This is a genomic window from Sorangium sp. So ce327, from assembly GCF_051530205.1.
Classification (GTDB): domain Bacteria; phylum Myxococcota_A; class Polyangia; order Polyangiales; family Polyangiaceae; genus Sorangium; species Sorangium cellulosum_B.
On sequence record NZ_CP150330.1, the window covers coordinates 2,179,043 to 2,197,797 of the forward strand.

14 protein-coding genes are annotated in these 18,755 nt (G+C 70.0%); 7 read left to right on the plus strand and 7 right to left on the minus strand.

What is annotated here, in order from left to right:
- Positions 1-28 precede the first annotated feature (28 nt).
- Positions 29-547 (minus strand): cytochrome c nitrite reductase small subunit, encoded by a 519-nt coding sequence (nrfH, locus tag WME95_RS08190; RefSeq protein WP_437907855.1) that lies wholly within the window; start codon positions 545-547, stop codon positions 29-31.
- Between the two features lie 292 nt (positions 548-839).
- Between nrfH and WME95_RS08195 the strand changes: the two genes are divergently transcribed.
- The 7 genes from WME95_RS08195 (at position 840) to WME95_RS08225 (ending at position 13,424) form a co-directional block, all read left to right on the plus strand.
- Positions 840-2,090 carry an MFS transporter gene (locus WME95_RS08195; RefSeq protein WP_437907856.1) on the plus strand — a complete coding sequence of 417 codons (1,251 nt, stop codon included), beginning with the start codon at positions 840-842 and terminating at the stop codon, positions 2,088-2,090.
- Positions 2,091-2,622: 532 nt separating this feature from the next.
- A complete protein-coding gene (locus WME95_RS08200) occupies positions 2,623-4,938 on the plus strand; it encodes a family 2 encapsulin nanocompartment cargo protein terpene cyclase (protein ID WP_437907857.1) in 2,316 nt (771 codons plus the stop codon).
- Positions 4,939-4,959: 21 nt separating this feature from the next.
- Positions 4,960-6,366: a family 2B encapsulin nanocompartment shell protein gene (locus tag WME95_RS08205; RefSeq protein ID WP_437907859.1), complete on the plus strand. Its 1,407-nt coding sequence runs from the start codon at positions 4,960-4,962 to the stop codon at positions 6,364-6,366.
- Positions 6,367-6,462: 96 nt separating this feature from the next.
- Positions 6,463-7,863, plus strand: coding sequence for a family 2B encapsulin nanocompartment shell protein (locus WME95_RS08210; protein ID WP_437907861.1), 1,401 nt, complete (start codon positions 6,463-6,465; stop codon positions 7,861-7,863).
- 14 nt (positions 7,864-7,877) lie between these two features.
- The gene (locus WME95_RS08215; RefSeq protein WP_437907862.1) at positions 7,878-9,563 is read left to right on the plus strand and encodes a mechanosensitive ion channel family protein; all 1,686 of its coding nucleotides are present in this window, start codon (positions 7,878-7,880) and stop codon (positions 9,561-9,563) included.
- A gap of 155 nt (positions 9,564-9,718) precedes the next feature.
- Positions 9,719-12,280 (plus strand): M1 family metallopeptidase, encoded by a 2,562-nt coding sequence (locus WME95_RS08220; protein WP_437907863.1) that lies wholly within the window; start codon positions 9,719-9,721, stop codon positions 12,278-12,280.
- A 133-nt stretch (positions 12,281-12,413) separates the two neighbouring features.
- Positions 12,414-13,424 carry a P1 family peptidase gene (locus WME95_RS08225; protein ID WP_437907864.1) on the plus strand — a complete coding sequence of 337 codons (1,011 nt, stop codon included), beginning with the start codon at positions 12,414-12,416 and terminating at the stop codon, positions 13,422-13,424.
- 71 nt (positions 13,425-13,495) lie between these two features.
- Here the strand turns inward: WME95_RS08225 and WME95_RS08230 are convergent, their stop codons facing one another.
- The 6 genes from WME95_RS08230 to WME95_RS08255 form a co-directional block, all read right to left on the minus strand.
- The gene (locus tag WME95_RS08230) at positions 13,496-14,023 is read right to left on the minus strand and encodes a hypothetical protein (RefSeq protein ID WP_437907865.1); all 528 of its coding nucleotides are present in this window, start codon (positions 14,021-14,023) and stop codon (positions 13,496-13,498) included.
- Positions 14,024-14,156: 133 nt separating this feature from the next.
- The gene (locus tag WME95_RS08235; RefSeq protein WP_437907866.1) at positions 14,157-15,257 is read right to left on the minus strand and encodes an alpha/beta hydrolase; all 1,101 of its coding nucleotides are present in this window, start codon (positions 15,255-15,257) and stop codon (positions 14,157-14,159) included.
- Between the two features lie 127 nt (positions 15,258-15,384).
- Positions 15,385-16,038 (minus strand): YIP1 family protein, encoded by a 654-nt coding sequence (locus tag WME95_RS08240; RefSeq protein ID WP_437907867.1) that lies wholly within the window; start codon positions 16,036-16,038, stop codon positions 15,385-15,387.
- Entirely contained in the window at positions 16,035-16,400 is a 366-nt protein-coding gene (locus WME95_RS08245) for a DUF2089 domain-containing protein (RefSeq protein ID WP_437550717.1), read from the minus strand. Before WME95_RS08245 ends, WME95_RS08240 begins: the two co-directional genes overlap by 4 nt.
- A gap of 157 nt (positions 16,401-16,557) precedes the next feature.
- The gene (locus WME95_RS08250) at positions 16,558-17,724 is read right to left on the minus strand and encodes a polysaccharide lyase (RefSeq protein WP_437907868.1); all 1,167 of its coding nucleotides are present in this window, start codon (positions 17,722-17,724) and stop codon (positions 16,558-16,560) included.
- Between the two features lie 149 nt (positions 17,725-17,873).
- Positions 17,874-18,755, minus strand: coding sequence for a galactose mutarotase (locus tag WME95_RS08255; protein WP_437907870.1), 882 nt, complete (start codon positions 18,753-18,755; stop codon positions 17,874-17,876).

Below are 18,755 nucleotides of genomic sequence, written 5' to 3' on the forward strand. Positions count from 1 at the left end.
ATTCCATCCCTCGTGCAGCGGGCGCCCCTCAGTGCAGGTGGCCCACCGATTCATGGCAGCGCACGCACGAGAGCCCCGCGGCGCCGTGGTGCTCGCTGTCGATCGCATCCACGACGTCGCCGTGACACCCGCGACAGGTCTCCTCCGTGATGCGTAAATTGCTGGGCTTGATCCGGATCGGGTCCGGGAAGCGGCCCGAGGTGAAGGCGAAGGAGTGCCAGAACCCGTTCGACGCCTTCGTGGCATATTTCCCCAGGAACGTGTGCGGCGCGTGACAGTCGTTGCACCCTGCCACCGCCCGGTGGCTGGAGCGCTGCCACCCGGCGAACTGCTCGTTCATGATGTGGCAGTTGGCGCACGCCGACGGATCGCTCCCCAGGTACGAGGCGCCCTTCGCATAAACGAAGGTGTACCCGCCGAGCCCGGCGGCCACGCCGAGCGCGGCGCAGAGCGCGAGGAGCAAGGCTCCTGTGGAGCCACGCCCGCCGCGCGCTCGCTCGCGCGCCGGCGGCTCCGGCGGTTCATCTCGCCGTTGCCCTTCCGTCATGGGATCTTGCTCGTGGGTCATCTATCGCCGGACCGGTTCATCGATTCTCGATCATCGACCCGCCGCTTTGCAAGGCAGGTGCCGCTGCGTCTCGGCCGGAGCGGCGATCGACGGCCCGGCGGCGGGACGAGCCGACTCGGCGCGAAGGGCGACCGCGGGACGCCGCGGCGGGCCGGCGCACGCGGCCGCAAGGCGTGCGCAGCGGCGCAGATTCCGCGCTGGCGGGCGCTCCCTGCGGCCGCTGTTCCCGCCGCCGCCCGTCTGCGCTAGGGAGCTGGCCAGGAGACGTCACGTGACCCTCGACGAGCACGGGTTCCACCAGAAGACGCCGTTCACGCCGTACCAGCGGCGGCTGTTCTGGTTCCTGAGCGTGGCCTCGTTCTTCGAGGGCTACGACTTCCTGGCGCTCACGCAGATATTGCCCAACTTCGGCGCGCAGATGGGCCTCTTGCCCCGCCACGAGGGGCTCCTCGTCGGGGTCATCAACTCGGGCACGATGATCGCGTATCTCCTCGTGCGCAAGGCCGACCAGTGGGGCCGGCGGCGGGTGCTCTCGGTCACCATCGCGGGGTACACGATCTTCTCCGTGCTGACGGCGTTCGCGCCGAACGTCTATGTCTTTGCCGTCTTGCAGCTCCTCGCGCGCATCTTCCTCCTCGGGGAGTGGGCGGTCAGCATGGTGTACGCGGCCGAGGAGTACCCGAGCGATCGGCGCGGGATGGTGATCGGCGTCATCCAGGCGTTCTCGAGCCTGGGATCCATCGTGTGCGCGGGCGTCGTTCCGCTGCTCCTCGCGACGCCTTACGGGTGGCGCAGCGTGTACCTCGTCGGCGGCATCCCGCTCGTGCTCATCGCGGTCGCGCGGCGCGGCCTGCGCGAGACGGCGCGGTTCGAGCAGGTGGCGGCCGAGCGAAAGGGGGAGGGGACGCCGCCGTTCACGCGCATCCTGCGCACGCCGCACCGCAAGCGGATGCTGCAGCTCGCCTTGATCTGGGGGCTCACGTACGTTTGCACCCAGAACGCGGTGACGTTCTGGAAGACGTTCGCGCTCCGGGAGCGCGGGCTCAGCGACGGCGAGGTGGGCGGCAGCATCACGTTCGCCGCGCTCGTCTCGATGCCGCTCATCTTCGCCTCGGGCAAGCTGCTCGACGTGGTGGGCCGCCGCAAGGGCGCGGTGATCATCTATGCGCTGGCGGCGGCCGGCGTGCTCGGCGCTTACTCGCTGGGCTCGCGGGGCGCGCTCACGGCCGCGCTGGTCTTCGCCATCTTCGGCGCGAGCGGGGTGCTCCCCGTGCTGAACGCCTACATGACCGAGCTCTTCCCCACGCACCTCCGGAGCGACGCGATCGCCTGGTCGAACAACCTGCTCGGCCGGATCGGCTACATGCTCTCTCCGATCGCCGTCGGCTTCGCCGCGGAGGAGATCGGCTGGGGACCTGCGGTGTCCGCGACGGCGCTCTTCCCGCTGGTCGCGCTCGCGCTCATCCTGTGGCTCCTGCCGGAGACGCGCGGCAAGGAGCTCGAGGAGACGGCGCGGGTATAGCCTAATTTCATGTGTCAGAAATCCGGCCAAGGATCGCCGAGACGACACGAGACGCCAAGAAGAACACAAAGATCCTGGCGTCTCGTGGCGCCCTGGCGGTTCCGGCATTCTGGCAGTGCGGGGCAGGTACCACACCACCGGGCGGTCAGGGCAAACGAGCGGGCTGACTGAAACGTGCTTGCTGTCGCGGGCTCACCGGCTGCGGGCCGGCTCGGCGGGTGATCGTGTCATGACGGAGCCCGCCCGCGGAGCTCAAGCGGTCGCCGCGGCGCCCGCGCGGTTCCGCACCAAGCAGCAGCTGTGGAGTTCCTGCGGTCTGGAGTTCGTCACCAGTTAATTTGGTGAGAGCGCTGGGCTGAACTAGATCCGCCCCGTCCGAACGATCCCGATCGGTCTGTGGGGACGATCCCTACCAACGCGTCGTCGTACGTCTGCGTGCGAGCGGCCGAGGTGCGTCCGGAATGCGGACCGCCAAGACATTCAGGTCGCCCGCGTCGCCCATACCGACGTCGCGCGCGAGAAGTCAGCGAATATGCAACCTTTCACGCTGCCCGACTTCTACATGCCGCATCCGGCGCGCCTCAATCCGCACCTCGAAGGCGCGCGCGCGCATACCAAGGCCTGGTCCTACGAGATGGGTATCCTGGAGGAGAACCCGAAGGAAAAACCCATCTGGACCGAGCGCGACCTCGACGCGCACGACTACGCGCTGCTCTGCGCGTACACCCACCCCGACGCGCCCGCGCCCGAGCTCAATCTGATCACGGATTGGTATGTCTGGGTGTTCTTCTTCGACGACCATTTCCTCGAGATTTACAAGCGCACCAAGGACATGCGCGGCGCCAAGGCGTACCTCGACCGCCTGCCGCTCTTCATGCCCGTCGTGCCCACGGGGACGCCGCCGGGGCCGACGAACGTTGTCGAGCGCGCGCTCGCGGACCTCTGGGCGCGGACCGTCCCGCTCACCTCGGTGCACTGGCGCGAGCGCTTCCTCGAGGCGACGAAGAACCTGATGCTCGAATGCATGTGGGAGCTCGCCAATATCCAGGAGAACCGCGTCGCGAACCCGGTCGAATACATCGAGATGCGCCGCAAGGTCGGCGGTGCGCCCTGGTCCGCGGGCCTCGTCGAGATCGCCGTGGGCGCCGAGGTCCCGGCCGCCGTCGCCGCGACGCGCCCCCTCGAGGTCCTGCGCGACACGTTCTCGGACGGCGTCCACCTGCGCAATGACCTGTTCTCGTACCAGCGGGAGGTCGAGGTCGAAGGGGAGAACGCCAACTGCGTGCTCGTCCTCGAGCGTTTCCTCGGCGTCCCCACGCAAAAGGCGGCCGATCTCACGAACGAGATCCTGACGTCGCGGCTCCAGCAATTCGAGAACACGGCGCTCGTCGAGGTGCCGGCGCTCTGCGCCGAGTACGGGCTGACGCCGGCGCAAGCCCTCGACGTCGCCAGGTACGTGAAGGGGCTGCAGGATTGGCAGTCCGGCGGCCACGAATGGCACATGCGGTCGAGCCGCTACATGAACGAGAACGCGGACAAATCCGCGGACGTCCTCGATTTCCCCGGGACGCCGACGGGGCTCGGCACCTCGGCGTTCCGGATCAGGCTCACGCCCGCCGCCCTCGGTTTGCAGCGGATCAAGACCCTCACCCACGCCCCGTTCCAGCCTGTGGGCAGGATGCCGCTCCCGAAGATTCACATGCCGTTCAAGCTCCGCTTGAGCCCGCATCTGGCCGCGGCGCGCCGGAACACACTCGAGTGGGCCCGGAAGTTCGCGATGCTCGACGTGGTGCCGGGCGTCTTCGGGTCCGGGATCTGGGACGAGCGCAGGTTCATCGGCTTCGATTTCCCCATCTGCGCCGCGGGCATTCACCCGGACGCGTCCCCGCACGAGCTCGACCTGAGCTCGGCCTGGCTGACGTGGGGGACGTACGGCGACGATTATTTCCCCCTCGTGTTCGGCGCGACGCGGGACATGGCGGGCGCGAAGCGGTTCAACGCCCGGCTCTCGATGTTCATGCCCCTCGACTGCGCGGGCGCCCCGGTGCCCGAGAACCCGGTGGAGAGCGGCCTGCTCGATCTCTGGATCCGTACGGCCTCCCCCATGTCGATGAATTCGCGGCAATCGCTCCGCCGCAGCGTCGAGACCATGACCGGGAGCTGGCTCTGGGAGCTCCTGAACCAGACCCAGAACCGGATCCCGGATCCGGTCGATTACGTCGAGATGCGCCGCAAGACGTTCGGCGCCGATCTCACGATGAGCCTGTCCAAGCTCACGCTGGGTGATGTGGTCCCGGCCCCGATCTTCCGCACGCGGACGATGCGAGGGCTCGACAACACAACGGCCGACGTGGGCGGGTGGATCAACGATCTCTATTCGTACCGCAAGGAGATCGAGTTCGAGGGCGAGCTCAGCAATTTCGTGCTGGTCGCCGAGCGGTTCCTCGAATGCGACGCGCAGCGGGCCAAGGAGGTCGTCAATGACCTGCTCACGGCGCGCGTGCTGGAGTTCGAGCACATCGTCGCGACCGAGCTGCCCCGCATCCTCGACGAGTTCGAGCTCGACAAGGCGGCCCGCGAGGCCGTGCTCGGATACGTCGAGAAGCAACGATTGTACATGGCTGGCGTCCTCCACTGGCACGTCGTGACGAGCCGGTACGTGGACGCGGAGCTCGAGCGCCAGCCGATCGAACGGGCGATCGATGGCGCGCGTGGGTTTGGCGCCTCTGCGGCGCGTATCAGCAGCTTCTTCGGCGCCGGAAGAGCCGGCGTCGGGGCTCCTGCTGCGAAGGCGGATCTTTCAATGGGTACGGCGCGGTCCGTGCCGGTGAAGCAGGGGCGGCCCTAGCCGTCCGGGAAAGAGGGACTCATGTCTATCACAGGGAATCTGGGTTCGATCGATCAGCACCAGACCAGCCTCGCGACGGCGGCCGCGAGGCAGCTCGCGACGACGACCAAGTCGGCGCCGCAGATGCAGGGCATCTCGTCGCGGTGGCTGGTCAAGCTCCTGCCGTGGGTGCACGTCAACGGCGTGTACCGCGTGAACCGCCGGCTGAGCTATGCGGTGGGCGACGGGCGGGTGACGTTCACGAACACCGGCGCGAAGATCCAGGTCATCCCGCAGGAGCTCTGCGAGCTGCCGCTCCTCCGCGGCTACGAGGACGTCGAGGTCCTCACCGCGCTGGCGAACCGCTTCGTGCAGCGTGAATACAAGCCCGGCGACGTCATCACCGAGCGCGGCAAGGAGGCCGATCACATCTGCCTCATCGCGCACGGCAAGGTCAACAAGATCGGCGCGGGCAAGTACGGCGATGAGACGGTGCTCGCGGTCCTCGCGGACGGCGACCATTACAGCTACCAGGCGCTCCTCGAGGCGCAGGATTACTGGACGTTCACGGCCAAGGCCGTCACGACGGTCACGGTGCTGACGCTCCAGCAGAACGCCTTCGAGGAGCTCGTCGCCCAGCACCCATCGCTGAAGAAGCACCTCGACAACTTCAAGGCGCTCGCCGCGAAGAAGCAGGACAACACGGGCGAGGCGGCGATCGAGATCGCGGCGGGCCACTCCGGCGAGCCCGTCCTTCCCGGCACGTTCGTCGATTACGAGACCTCGCCCCGCGAGTACGAGCTCAGCGTGGCGCAGACCGTGCTCCACATCCACACGCGCGTCGCGGACCTGTTCAACGAGCCGATGAACCAGACGGAGCAGCAGCTGCGCCTGACCATCGAGGCCCTGAAGGAGACCCAGGAGCACGAGCTCATCAACAACCGCGAGTTCGGCCTCCTGCACAACGCCGACCTGAAGCAGCGCATCCACACCCACAGCGGGCCCCCGACGCCGGACGACATGGACGAGCTCCTCGCCACGGTCTGGAGGGAGCCGTCGTTCTTCCTCGCGCCCCCGCGCGCCATCGCGGCGTTCGGCCAGGAGTGCAGCCGCGTCGGCGTCTATCCGCAGAGCATCGAGGTGAACGGCCACCGCGTTCCGGCGTGGCGCGGCGTACCGATCTTTCCGTGCAACAAGATCCCGGTCTCGGAGACGCGGACGACCTCGATCCTGCTCGTGCGCGCGGGCGAGAAGAACCAGGGCGTCATCGGCCTGCACCACGCCGGCATTCCGGACGAGGTCGAGCCGAGCCTCAACGTGCGCTTCATGGGGATCAACGACAAGGCCATCATGTCGTACCTCGTCAGCCTCTATTACTCGACGGCCGTGCTGGTCCCCGACGCGCTCGGCGTCCTGGAGAGCGTCGAGATCGGACGCGCCCACGAATGAGCCCCGAGCGGTAGGCGCTCCGCGTGTGCCCCGTGCAAACGCCGGGGATACGCGGAGCGCTCTGCTCTCCGAAGCCCGCAGAAGGAAAGGTACATCATGGCAAACGCCGAAATCCCTGGGATCGGGAACGATGGTGAGCGCTCGAGCCTCGGGACGCTGGGGGCGCGAAGGCTCGCGACGACGACCAAGTCGCATCCGCAGATGCAGGGGATCACGTCCCGGTGGCTCCTGCGGGTCTTGCCCTGGATCGAGGTCACGGGCGGCACGTATCGCGTGAACCGCCGCCTGAGTTATGCCGTCGGCGACGGGCGGCTCAGCTTCGGCAACGTCGGGGCGAAGGTGCAGGTGATCCCGCAAGAGCTCTGCGAATTGCCGCTCTTGCAAGGCTTCTCGGACGACGCCGTGCTCGACACCCTGGCGAGCCGGTTCGTCCAGCGAGAGGTCAAGCCCGGCGCGCTGATCGCCGAGCGCGGAAGGCCAGCGGAGACGATCTTCCTGCTCGCGCACGGAAAGGCCCAGAAGCTCGGCGCAGGCAGGTACGGCGCCGACACGATCCTCGACGTCCTCGCGGATGGGGACCATTTCGGGGATCAGTCCGTCATCGAATCGAACGACGTGTGGACCTATTCGGTCAGGGCCGTCACGCCGTGCATCGTGCTCGAGCTCCCGCAGCGCGCCTTCGAGGAGCTGATCTCGCGATCCCCTGCGCTGCACGCGCACGTCGAGTCGCTCAAGGAGCGGCTGAAGAAGCCGCAGGACAAGCTCGGACAGGCGGCGATCGCCCTCGCCGCCGGTCACAAGGGCGAGCGCGCGCTCCCGAGGACGTTCGTCGATTATGAGACCGCGCCGCGTGAATACGAGCTCAGCGTCGCGCAGACGGTCCTCCGGCTCCACACGCGCGTCTCGGATCTCTTCAATGATCCGATGGATCAGCTCCAGGAGCAGCTCCGCCTGACCGTCCAGGCCCTGCGCGAGCGGCAGGAGTACGAGCTCATCAACAACCGTGACTTCGGCCTCCTGCACAACGCCGACCTGAAGCAGCGCCTCCATCCCCGGAGCGGCCCCCCGACGCCCGACGACATGGACGAGATCCTCTGCCGGCGCCGCAAGTCGCAGTTTTTCCTGGCGCACCCACGCACGATCGCCGCCTTCCACCGGGAGTGCAGTCGCCGGGGCATCTACCCGACCACCGTCGAGCTCTCCGGCACGCAGGTCGCGGCGTGGCGCGGCGTCCCGATCCTGCCTTGCGACAAGATCCCGATCAACGAGGACAAGACGAGCTCCATTCTCGTCATGCGCACGGGGCAGGAGCATCAGGGCGTCATCGGCCTCCACCGCACGGGCCTCCCCGAGGAGATCGAGCCCGGCGTCTCGGCCCGCAGGATGGAGACCGACGGGAAGGCCATTACCTCGTACCTCGTGAGCACCTATTACTCCGCCGCGGTGCTGGTGCCGGACGCTCTCGGCGTCCTTGAGAACGTCCAGATCGGGCGGTAGCCTCGGCGGCCTCGATGACGCTGCATCTCGACCTGCTCCTCCACAACCTCGTCGCGCTGTGCATCGCGATCGTGGTGCTCCTGCTCCTCTCGGAGCTCGTGGTCAGGCTGATCCATCGGGGCTACGCCTTCGTCTTGCGCTCGCCGACGCTGGAGCACGTCACGGCCGACGAGCGCAAGTCGTTCCGGCGTCGCGTCCGTCGCCGCGCGCTCGTCTGGGTCGCGCTCGTCGGGGTCGTGCTCATGGGCGGCGCGGCGTTCGCCATGGTTCGCGGAATTCGCGCCCTCGACGTGGTGAAGAGCGCGCTCGTCGGGCTCGCCGGAGATGATCCCGCGATCGCCAGGATGCGGTTGCTCACCGCGCTCGGGATCGCCGTCGGCGCGCTCTTCGTCGACGCGCTCGCCCGGGGGCTCGCCGACGCGCTGGGAAAGGCGGTCGCGCGCTCGGACTGGCTGGAGAAGCGGCGCGTGCCGGTCGCAGAGGTCACGAACCGCCTGCGCAAGGCGCTCCGCGTGGTCGTCCTCGGCGCCGCCGCGGTCCTCCTCACCGAGAAGCTCGCGCTCGCGCCGGGGACCCAGCGCGCCGTATTGCTCGCCAGCTACACGCTGGGCGCGTTTTACGTGAGCCGCCTCGCGACGGGGATCGGATACCTCCTCCTCGACGTCCTCTTCGACAACTCCACGAGGCTCGCCCGTCTCGAGAGCCCGCTCAGGTACCTCGGGAACCTGTCGCACCTGCTCGGGATCACGAAGCGCGTCGTCGATTATTGCGTGTACATCACGGCGGCGACGTGGGTCGCCGACGCGCTCACGCCCGACACGTGGCTCTCGCAGGCGGGGCGGGTCGGGCTCCGGATCATCGCGATAATCTATGCGAGCCGGGTCCTCGTCGAGCTCTGCGTGCTCCTCATCAACGACCTTTTCCTCGGGAAGGTGGCTGAGGAGAACCCCCAGACGCTCCAGCAACGAAGGACCCTGGTCCCCGTGGCCATGGGCTTCGTGCGGTACGCGATTTACTTCTCGGCTCTCGTGATGGGTCTGCGCGAGGCTTCCATCGATCCCACGCCGCTGCTCGCCGGCGCCGGCGTCATCGGCGTGGCCATCGGCTTCGGCGCGCAGACGTTCGTGGGGGACATCGTGGCCGGCTTCTTCATCCTCTTCGAGAACCTGCTCCTCGTCGGGGATCTCGTGGAGATCGGCGGCATCCAGGGGCGCGTGGAGGAGATCGGCGTTCGTATCACGAAGATCCGCGACGACATCGGCGTGCTCCATTCGATCCCGAATGGCGAGGTGCGCAAGGTCGCGAACCATTCGCGATCCTACGTGAACGCGGTGGTCGACGTGCACGTGCCTTACGAGGAGGACGTGCAGCGGGTGCGTGAGCTCCTCGCGAGGGTCGCCGAAAAGGAGGTCGAGCTGCAGACGGGCGCTCCGGGGCAGGTGGAGGTCGGCGTGGAGGAGCTCAACGAGGGTTCGATCGTCCTGCGGATCAGCGCGCGCGTGCCACCCGGCAAGAACAAGGAAGTGAACGATGCGCTGCGCGGCCGCGTCGTCGAGGAGCTTTGCAAAGCGCAGGTCAGCGCGCCGCGCCCGCGTCGAGCCGTCCTCATCGACAGCCAGCTCTCCGTCAAGAACCCGCCCAGGCGAGAGATCGAGGAATCCGCGCCCGTCACGCCTTTCTCGCCCACGAACGACGACTGACGAGCGGTCCGTCTCGCGCCCGTGCTCAGGCGCCGACAGCGTGAGCTGCGCCGTGTCCTCGATCGGGTCCCTCCGTGCCAGGAGCACGAAACCGGCGGGAAGAGGAGCCAATCAACGGAGGTCGAGAGCGTCCCTTCGTCCATCGAGGAGCTCGAATGGACCTTGCCAGATCTCTTGTCCGCCCGGGAACGTGGCTCGTTGCCGTCATCCTGGCGTCGTCCGTGGCCGCGTGCTCGGGCGCCGATCCCACCGCTCCAGGGCAATCGCCGCCCGACGACACGGAGCTTTCGCCCGAGCCTCCGTCCGAGCCCGAGCCGCCGCCGGGCGCGCCGATCGACGTCCAGCGCTACGAGGTGACGGGAGAGTTCGACTGGAGCCGAGGGCGGCTTGTCGCGACGGTCGCGATGACGCTCCTGCCAGGCGACGACGGCCTGCGCTCGCTGCGCCTCGACAGCGCGGTCGCCGAGGTCAAGGCGGTCCGGCTGGCCGGGGGCGCGGACCTGCCTTTTGCCGTCGACGCCGAGCTCCGGGCGCTCCGCGTCGACGTCTCGCGCGTGCCTGGCATGGCGGCGGACCAGGCGATCACGCTGGAGATCGACTACGAGGCCGCCGAGAGCGGCGCGCTCCACGCGATCCCCGCCCGCCGGGGGGACCCTGCCGCGTCGCGCGCTGTCTACACGCTCTCGGAGCCGCTCGACGCCGCGCTCTGGATGCCGTGCCACAACACGCCCGAGGACCGCGCCGTCTTCTCCATCGACCTCGGGATGGGCGCACAGGAGACGATGATCGCGAACGGCACGCTCGTCTCCGACGAGCAGGGCGCGTCCGGCCGCCGCATGAAGTACGCGACGGACTACACGGTGCCCATCTACCTCATGGCCTTCGCGATCGGCGACTTCGAGGTCGAGGGCACGATGAAGGGGAGCCTCCCCGTCTCTGTCTGGCACCGGCGCGGCGTCCCGGGCGATTACGACCGTCTGCTCGACGAGGTGGTCCGCTCGATCGGCCTCTTCGAGGAGCTGCTCGTGCCGTATCCCTTCGAGAAGTACGCGCTGGTGCTCGTACCGGAGTATGGCGGCGGCCTCGAGAACCTAGGCATCACCTTCCAGGGGGAGTCCCGGAGCACCGCTCCGACCAGCTCCGGCGACCTGAGGCTCACGATCCACGAGCTCGGCCACCAGTGGTTTGGAGATCTCGTGACCGTCAAGACCTGGGACGATCTGTGGATCAAGGAGGGCATGGCGACGTTGCTCGCAGAGGAGGGCGCGCGCCTCTACCTGGATGAGAGCGGTGAGGGGACGCTGAACGGCGACTCCTTCGCGGCCGTCGTGGACTCCCTCATCGTGGATCCGGACCGCGGCCCCGACGAGAAGTACACGAGCGGACCTTACGGCCGCGCCGCGTGGCTGCTCACCCAGATCCGGAGCCTCATCGGGGAGGAGCCTTTCTGGGGCACGCTGCGCGACGTCCTCAACGACCACCGCTTCGGCGCCGTCGGTACGGACGAGTTCCTCGGCGCCTTCGCGCGGCACCTCGGCCCCGACGCGACCGCCCGCGCGCGGCGGGCGCTCCGGGCCAGCGCGCTCCCGTACCTCCATGTCGGGCGGTCGCCCAGCGGCGGCGTGCTCGTGACGCTGCGCGATCCGGACGGCGCGCTCGTCGCGCCGCTCGAGCTCCTCTGGATCGCGGACGACGGCGCGACGCGCTCGCAGGTGCTCGAGCTCGATCAGGCCGCGGACGTCGCCCCGCAGCGGGAGGGCGAGCTGCTGATCTTCGACCCGCTCGACCGCCACATCCCCTGGTTCTACCTTGTCGACTCCGACCTGGATCCGGAGGGCCACGCGGCGCGCTTCTCCTCGTTTCGCCTTCCCACGAGCCCCTCGCAGGTCGCGAACTTCCTCGAGGCCGGCGGCGTCCACCAGACGGCCGCGCTCCATGTCGGCTTGCCGGAGACCCTGGCCCCGGGCGCGTTCGCGGCCTTCCTCGACGGTCTCGACGCCGAGGACGCCAAGGGCATGGCGGTCGCGGCGGCGTGCGCCAGGGCCGCGGATCCGGCGCTGGATCCAGCGCTGCGCGCGGCGTGGTCGAGCGCGCTCGCGCCGCTGCTCGCGGGGCCGCCCTTCGCGCGCTGGGCCGAGTTCACGCCGTGGCTGGAGTACGGGGCGTGCGGCGAGGTCGTCGACGCGCTGGCGCTCTACGCGGACGAGTGGTCGGCGCTCGCGGCGGGGCCACCGGCCGGCGACCTCTCCGACGCGCAGCTGCTGTTCCTGTACAACTTCGAGCTGCCGCTCGAGACGGTGGTATCGGCGTGGGGGAACGTCGCCAGGCAGTCCAGCTCGCTGCGCGCGCGCTCGCTCGCCATGACGAGGATCCGCCTCGACATCGATCGCGCTCAGCCGGAGCACGTCCCGGCCCTCCGCGCCTTCTTCGCCGAGATCGTCGCGTCCTCGGAGGTGGTTGATCCCCTGTTCCAGGCGCTCGACGGGCTGAGTCGCACGAAGGCGCCCACCGCGACGGAGAACGCGGAGGCCCTGGCCGCCCTGAGCCAGCAGCTGCGCGCGGCGTCGACGACGCCGCTCGACGGTTTTGCGGTGTGCGTCGCCCGCGAGCTGACCCAGGGCGACGCCGCGGCGTGGAGCGAGTTTGTCGGGGGCCTCGACGGCGTGGAGCTCTCTGCCGAGGCCGTCGCGATGCTCGCGGACCCGTCCAGCTGCTGAGGACGACGCCGCGCCTCGACCCATCCGACACGTCACCCGCAGGCGCCGGGGCCCGCCGGCGCCGCGCGGCCGTGCGCTCCGCGACGGCCGCGGCCGCATGGCGCGGCTCCTCGGGGCCATGGACAATGAGCGTATGCCTCCCGGCGCTCCCGCGTCCACCTCCCCGCGCCCCGGCGCGATCACCGACGTCGCCGGCATCGAGGTCGGCCATTTCACCGACAGCCGCCGCCCCACGGGCTGCACGGTGGTGCTGGCGCGCGAGGGCGCCGTCGCCGGCGCGGACGTGCGCGGCGCCGCGCCGGGCACGCGCGAGACCGACGTGCTCTCGCCGTCCAACGTGGTCGAGCGCGTCCACGGCGTCCTGCTGGCCGGCGGCAGCGCCTGGGGCCTGGACGCGGCCGGCGGCGTGATGCGCTGGCTGGACGAGCGCGGCGTGGGCATGACCGTCGGCCCCGCCCGGGTGCCCATCGTGCCCGGCGCCGTGCTGTTCGACCTGGCGCTGGGCGACCAGCGTATCCGCCCCGACGCCGCCGCCGGCTACGCCGCCTGCGAGGCCGCGTCGAACACGCCGCCCGCCGAAGGCAACGTGGGGGCCGGGGCCGGCGCCGTGGTCGGCAAGATCTTCGGCTTTCACCGCGCGATGAAGGGCGGCATCGGCGGCGCCTCCGTCACCGTCGGCGGCGTGACCGTGGGCGCCATCGTCGCCTGCAACGCGCTGGGCGACGTCGTCGACCCGGAGACGGGCCAGGTGCTCGCCGGCGCGCGCACGGAGCGCGGCACGCGCCTTCTGGACACGCGGCGCGCGCTGCTGCGGGGCGACACGCCCAGGCCCATGCTCGCGGGCAGCAACACGACCATCGGCGTGATCGCCACCGACGCCGTGCTCACCAAGAGCCAGGCCTGCCGCCTCGCCACCGTGGGGCACGACGGCCTGGCGCGCGCCATCAACCCGCTGCACACGCTCTCCGACGGAGATGCCCTCTTCGCGCTGGGCACGGGCGCGTCCGGCGCGACGCTCGGCATGATGACTCTGTGCGTCATGGCGGCCGAGGTCTGCACGCTGGCCGTTGTGCGCGCCATCCGCGCGGCGCAGGGCGTGACGCTCGGCGCTGCGTACCTGCCGGCGGCGGGGGACCTGGGATGAAGCTGTCGCCGTGGGCGATCCTCTCATCGCCCGAGGCGACCGCGAGCTTCATCGCGAGCCACGCCTGACGATCAGCTGAAGCGCGCCCGGATCGGCGCCGGGCTCTCGCAGATCGGGCACGCGTCCGCGCGCTCGGCGATCTTGCCGCAGTCCTTGCAGTCGACGCGATAGCCGTGGAAGCCGGGGTCGTGCAGCTCGACGCTCGTCTGTGCCCTGTCCGCGCGCTTCCCCTCGTATTTCACGCGCATTGGCACGAACGCGATGTAACGCACCTCGATGTGCTCGCACCGCGAGCACCGCTCCGGCACCGCGTACGCGTTGGTCGTCGTGAGCCCGCGCGCGAGGCCGCCTTCGGCGTGGCACCGCGGGCAGCGGTCGTCCGTGAACACGAGGTGCTGGCACGCGCCGCACGTGATCTCGTACAGCCCGTCGACGAACATCTCGCCCTTGTAGACCCACTTGATCGGCCCGACGGGCTCGCCCTCCATGAGCGGCACGAGCCCGTCGACATACGAGCGCAGGTTGAGCTTCTGTCCCCCGCACGCGGGACACCCCGCCTCGACCATCTCGGCAAACGCACGTTCGGAGAGCCTGCTCATGATCGTCGCCTTCTACCACGCCTCGGCGGCGGGAGGACCGAGGAGGCGCTGCGGCCGCGCGCGCCGCCGAGGGGCGAGAGCGCCCCGACACGATTCGTGAGTTCGGTGCTTTAGCGCTGCCTCCGGGGCTGCGTCATTCCTCCCGGATCAGCGCCTCGATCGCCTCGAACACGCGCGGCACGACAGGCAGGCCCGGATCGGTGTAGGCGTCGGCCTGCGACGCGTTCGACAGCGTCGCCTCCTTGAGCGTGTGGCTCATTCCCTCGACGATGACGAGCGTCGCGTCCGGCCGCGCGCCGGCGAGCCGCTCCGCGTCCTCGACCTTGGTCTGGAGATCGGTCGTCCCTTGCAGGAGGAGGATCGGCGCCGTCACGGCCGCGAGCTCCACCGCGGGGTCGTGCTTCATCCAGGAGATGACGAACGGCTGCACGCTCGGCCGAAACAGGCTCATGAACACCTGACTTTGCGGGATGTCCGTGACGAGCTCCCCGGCCTCGAGCTGGTCGAGGATCGCGTTTGCCCTCTCGCGATCCTCGTCCGGGAGGCCTTCGAGCTGATCGCGCAGGACATCGCCGATGGGCCGGCCCGCGCCGGCGATCGAGACGAACCCGTCGATCTCGGTCTCCCGGGCGACCAGCATACCGAGCAGCGAGCCCTCGCTGTGCCCCACCACCGTGATCGTCGCGAAGCGCCCGTCCGCCCGGAGCTTCTTCACCCACAGGCCGGCGTCGTCGGCGCCCATCTCGAAGAGCAGCTCCTGCTCCGTCCCGGGAGCCGCGGAGGCGCTCGCGCCGATGCCGGCCTTGTCGTAGCGAATCGACGCGATGCCCCTGTCCCGGAGCCCCTCCGCGAGGAGCCTGTACGTGTCCGGCTCGATGCCCGCGGCGACCTGATTGCCGTCCCGGTCGGTCGGCCCCGAGCCGGGGATGATCACGACTGCAGGGAACGGCCCGCACCCGGCCGGCACCACCAGCGTGCCAACCAGCGTGCCTCGCGCGTTCTCGACCGTGGTCCTGGCGCTGACCGCCGCCGGACACCCCGGCGCGTCCGGCGTTGTCGGCGTCTCCGTGTCAGGCACGTCCGTGTCGCCAGGGAGCGCGCCGCTCCCGCCAGTCGACGCGCGCTCTCCGGCGCCGCAGCCCGCGCAGAGGGGCGACGACGCGAGCGCGGCGGCACACGAGACGGCGAGCGCGGCGCGGCGCGCCGGGACCACGAGAACCGATCGCAATGACATGACGAGCCCTCCGAGGATGAGAGAGAGGTGCAGGGCCGCCCGGGGCGCACCGGTGCGCCCTCGCGGTCACGCGAGCACCGCAGCGCGCGCCGCGCGAGCGGGGCGGCGCGCCGGGGAGATCGATGGCTCAGCCGAGGTGCGCGAGCGCGACCTTCGAGAGGATCTCCGACAGGAGCACGAGGCCGATGACCCCTGCGATCAGCGGCGCGCCGCGCAGGCCGGAGGCGTTCTTGAAGCCCTGGACGAGGAGCGTCAAGGACCACACGAGGCACACCGCCGCGAGGACGGCGAAGGCGGTCAGCTCGAGCGTGAACGTGGGCACGCCCGCCGGCAGCCGCGGGGCGAGCAGGCCGAGCGCGATCGCCGCGGGCACGAGCGGCGCGCGCGACAGCCCGAACACGCCGAGAAAATCGATGATCCGCACGCGGCGCCGCAGGAGCCGCGCATACGTCCAGAAGAGCAGGGCGGGCAACGGCCACACGACGATCTGCTCGAGGAGCGCCGTCCCGTACGAGATGACGAGAGGCGCCGTGTGCAGGTCGAGGAATCCGTCGAAGCGAACGCCGAGCCTCGTGATCGCGACGCTCAGCGCCGCCACGACGAGGCCTGCCGCTGCGGCGGCTCCCCCGCCGAAGCGCTCGAATGGATTCAGCGCGAGCCGCCATCCGCGCCGGGGAGGCTTCGGCGACATCGTCGCCAGCAGCCGCTCGCCTTCCGCCGGCTTGATGACGTTGTCGCGCACGAGCGCGCGCACTCTCTCGTCGGGCGTGGTCATCATCATAATCCCACCTTGCGCAGAGCCTCCTCGGCCTCCTTCGCGGAGAGCCTCCCCTTCTCGAGCGCATCCAGGATCTCGTGCCGGCGCCGCGCGACGCCCTGCTCCAGCGCGTCGAGCCGGCCGATGATCTCGTCGAGGCGATTTCGCACCGTCGGGTAGCTGATCTGAAGGACCTGAGCCATCGCCTTCAGGCTGCCTGAAGAGCGCACGAACGCGGTCACGAAGGCGAGATCGTCCGGCGACAGCTGGAGCAGCGCGGGGATCTCGAACTGACCGTCCAGGTGGGTTCCGCAGCTCTGGCAGCCGAGCCGCGTCGCGCGCAGCTCCCCATCACAGCTAGGGCATCGGACGACAAATCTTGCCACGGGATGAGTGGATTATCCTCACCGAGGTCAATATTGTCAATGTCGAGATGATGAAAATTGATCCGAAAATCAATTTTGTTTAAGAGCCGCCCTCGTCATGCGTTCGGCGCGGCTTCGGCCCGCCCGGGGCGCTGCGGCTCGCGCCGCTCGCGACGGCTCAGCGCCGCTCGCGACGTCGCGCGGACGCGAGCGCCGCGATGAGGCCGAGGCCGGCAAGGGCCATGGGCGCGGGGGCCGCGGGCGAGCCGGCGGCGCGGCAGCTGCAGCCGCCGTCGTCGCCCTCGGCCGTCTCCACCTCGTCCGTGCCGCCGGTCCCCGCGCCGGTGGAGCCGGCGCCGGAAGCGGCGGAGGAGGAGCTCGAAGCGCTGGGGCCGGGCGCCACATCGCCGCCCGCGCCGTCGCTGCCGCCTGCGGCGCCGCCGCCGGCGGTCCCGGTGCCCCCGCTCCCGCCGGAGCCGTCCGCGCCGCCGGCGCCGCCTTCACCGCCGGAGCCGCCCGCGCCGCCGGCGCCGCCTTCCCCGGAGGAGGGCAGCGCGGGGCGGACGTCCTCGAGGGTGTCCCCCTCCACGGCGTCATCGAGGACGATGACGGGGCTGTCCGTGAACTCGGACGGGTTGCGCAGCAGGCCGATCTGCGTGAAGTGCGCGTTGTTGTCGGCGAGCGTCTGCGCCTTCCCGCCGGTGACGACCTGCTTGCCGTCGAACCACACGTCGACGGAGCCCTGGTTCGGGTTCGTCGACCAGCGGATGTGCAGCGCGATGCGGTGCCACACGCCGGGCGTCACCGCGCCGTTCGCCTCCCAGTGCACCTTGTTGTCGGGCTTGCGGGTGGCGAAGCTGATGCGCTGTCCGACGACCTCGAACGACATCATCTGATTGTAGCTATTTTCGGACTCCCAGTATCCGATCTGCGTCGGCGGGTCCGCCGCGAGCGCCTCGGGGAGATAGAAGCTCCAGGCGAAGTAGGTCTGGGCGCCCTCGGCCGTGCGCCCGGCGGCCGGCTTGTGGTTCAGCTCGGCGCGCTTGATGCCGTTCGACCACCTCGCGTCGTTGGTGAGCTGGACCTTCCCGGCCCTCGTGCCCTGGAGGACAGGCGACGTCACCACGGAGATGTGCTCGCCGTTCAGGGTCGTGTTCCACTGGTTCAGATTGCCCGTCTCGAAGTCTCCGGTCCAGACCGGCGCCGCGGAGGCGCCCGCGGTGAGCGTCGTCGCCAGCGCGGCTGCGGCCAGGGTGGAGAGCGCGCGGCCAGGTCGCCGCGCGAGGAGCGCTCGGGAGGGGGCGAGCAGGGATCGATGTGCGGTAAGGAGATCGGTAGAAGTCATGGCGGGATTCGACGCGTTTTCCGGCCGGCAGTCAACCGAGAAGCCGCGCGTCGCCGCCGACGCGGCGCGGCTCCTCGGGCTCTCCAGCGCGCCCTCCAGCCCGTCGCGCGCGCGCCCTCCAGCGCGTCGCGCGCGCGGCCGTCATCGCTTCAGGCGGAGAGCTCGATCCAGAGCGCCCGAGTCTCGCGCGCCCGGAGGTGGATGAGGCGCTCTCCCGTGTTGAGGGCGTCGCCGGGGCAGGTCCAGGGCTCGAGGCAGACGAAGTCCTTGCCGTGCAAGGTCCACACGACCCAGTGGGTGAACTCGGGCGAGCCGCGGACGGCGATGCGCACCCCCGGGTCGCCCTCGATCGAGAGCGCGCTCTCGGTGGAGCCGTGGTCGAGCAGGTGGAGGTCGACCTCGGGCCGGGTCAGGTCGAAGCCGGAGAACGGGGCTTCCCGCTTCGTCGTGTTGTCGAACGCGCGCGTCGCCCGCGTCTCGATCGAGGCGCGGGCCTTGTCCGCCTGGGAGACGGCGAAGTAGGGGTGAAACCCGGCGCCGAACGGCATCGGCGGCGCGCCGTCGCCGGTCTCGTTCGTGATGCGCAGATCGATGCGGAGCGCCCTGCCGCGCAGCGTGTAGGTGAACTCGGCGCGGAAATCCCAGGGGTACTGCGCGCGCGTCGCCTCGCTCGATCGGAGGACGAGGCGCGCGTACGCGCCGCCCGACTCGAGGGTGCCATGGTCGTCGAGCGACCACGGCAGGGTGCGGGCGAAGCCGTGCTGGCGCATCTGGCCCGCCGCGCCGGCGGCGGACCAGGCGTCGCCGGCGAGCTTGCCGGGCGAGGGGAAGAGCACCGGGTTGCCGCCGCGCACGTTGGCGGCGCGATCGTCGAACGTGCCGCGATCGAGGTAGAGCAGCGCGCGGCCGCCGACGGTCAGCTCGGTCAGGATGCCGCCGCGGTCCGGGGCCAGCACCGCGCGGCTCGCGGCGTCGCTGTCGGCGAGCTCGATGGTGGGAATCGCGCCTTCGACTTCCTTCACGCTGAACAT

Coding starts and splice junctions, on each gene's coding strand:
- WME95_RS08230 (WP_437907865.1), bottom strand. CDS start 14,023: ATGAGCAGGCTCTCCGAACGTGCGTTTGCCGAGATGGTCGAGGCGGGG.
- WME95_RS08205 (WP_437907859.1), top strand. CDS start 4,960: ATGTCTATCACAGGGAATCTGGGTTCGATCGATCAGCACCAGACCAGC.
- WME95_RS08250 (WP_437907868.1), bottom strand. CDS start 17,724: ATGACTTCTACCGATCTCCTTACCGCACATCGATCCCTGCTCGCCCCC.
- WME95_RS08235 (WP_437907866.1), bottom strand. CDS start 15,257: ATGTCATTGCGATCGGTTCTCGTGGTCCCGGCGCGCCGCGCCGCGCTC.
- WME95_RS08240 (WP_437907867.1), bottom strand. CDS start 16,038: ATGATGATGACCACGCCCGACGAGAGAGTGCGCGCGCTCGTGCGCGAC.
- WME95_RS08200 (WP_437907857.1), top strand. CDS start 2,623: ATGCAACCTTTCACGCTGCCCGACTTCTACATGCCGCATCCGGCGCGC.
- WME95_RS08215 (WP_437907862.1), top strand. CDS start 7,878: ATGACGCTGCATCTCGACCTGCTCCTCCACAACCTCGTCGCGCTGTGC.
- WME95_RS08255 (WP_437907870.1), bottom strand. CDS start 18,755: ATGTTCAGCGTGAAGGAAGTCGAAGGCGCGATTCCCACCATCGAGCTC.
- nrfH (WP_437907855.1), bottom strand. CDS start 547: ATGACGGAAGGGCAACGGCGAGATGAACCGCCGGAGCCGCCGGCGCGC.
- WME95_RS08225 (WP_437907864.1), top strand. CDS start 12,414: ATGCCTCCCGGCGCTCCCGCGTCCACCTCCCCGCGCCCCGGCGCGATC.
- WME95_RS08220 (WP_437907863.1), top strand. CDS start 9,719: ATGGACCTTGCCAGATCTCTTGTCCGCCCGGGAACGTGGCTCGTTGCC.
- WME95_RS08210 (WP_437907861.1), top strand. CDS start 6,463: ATGGCAAACGCCGAAATCCCTGGGATCGGGAACGATGGTGAGCGCTCG.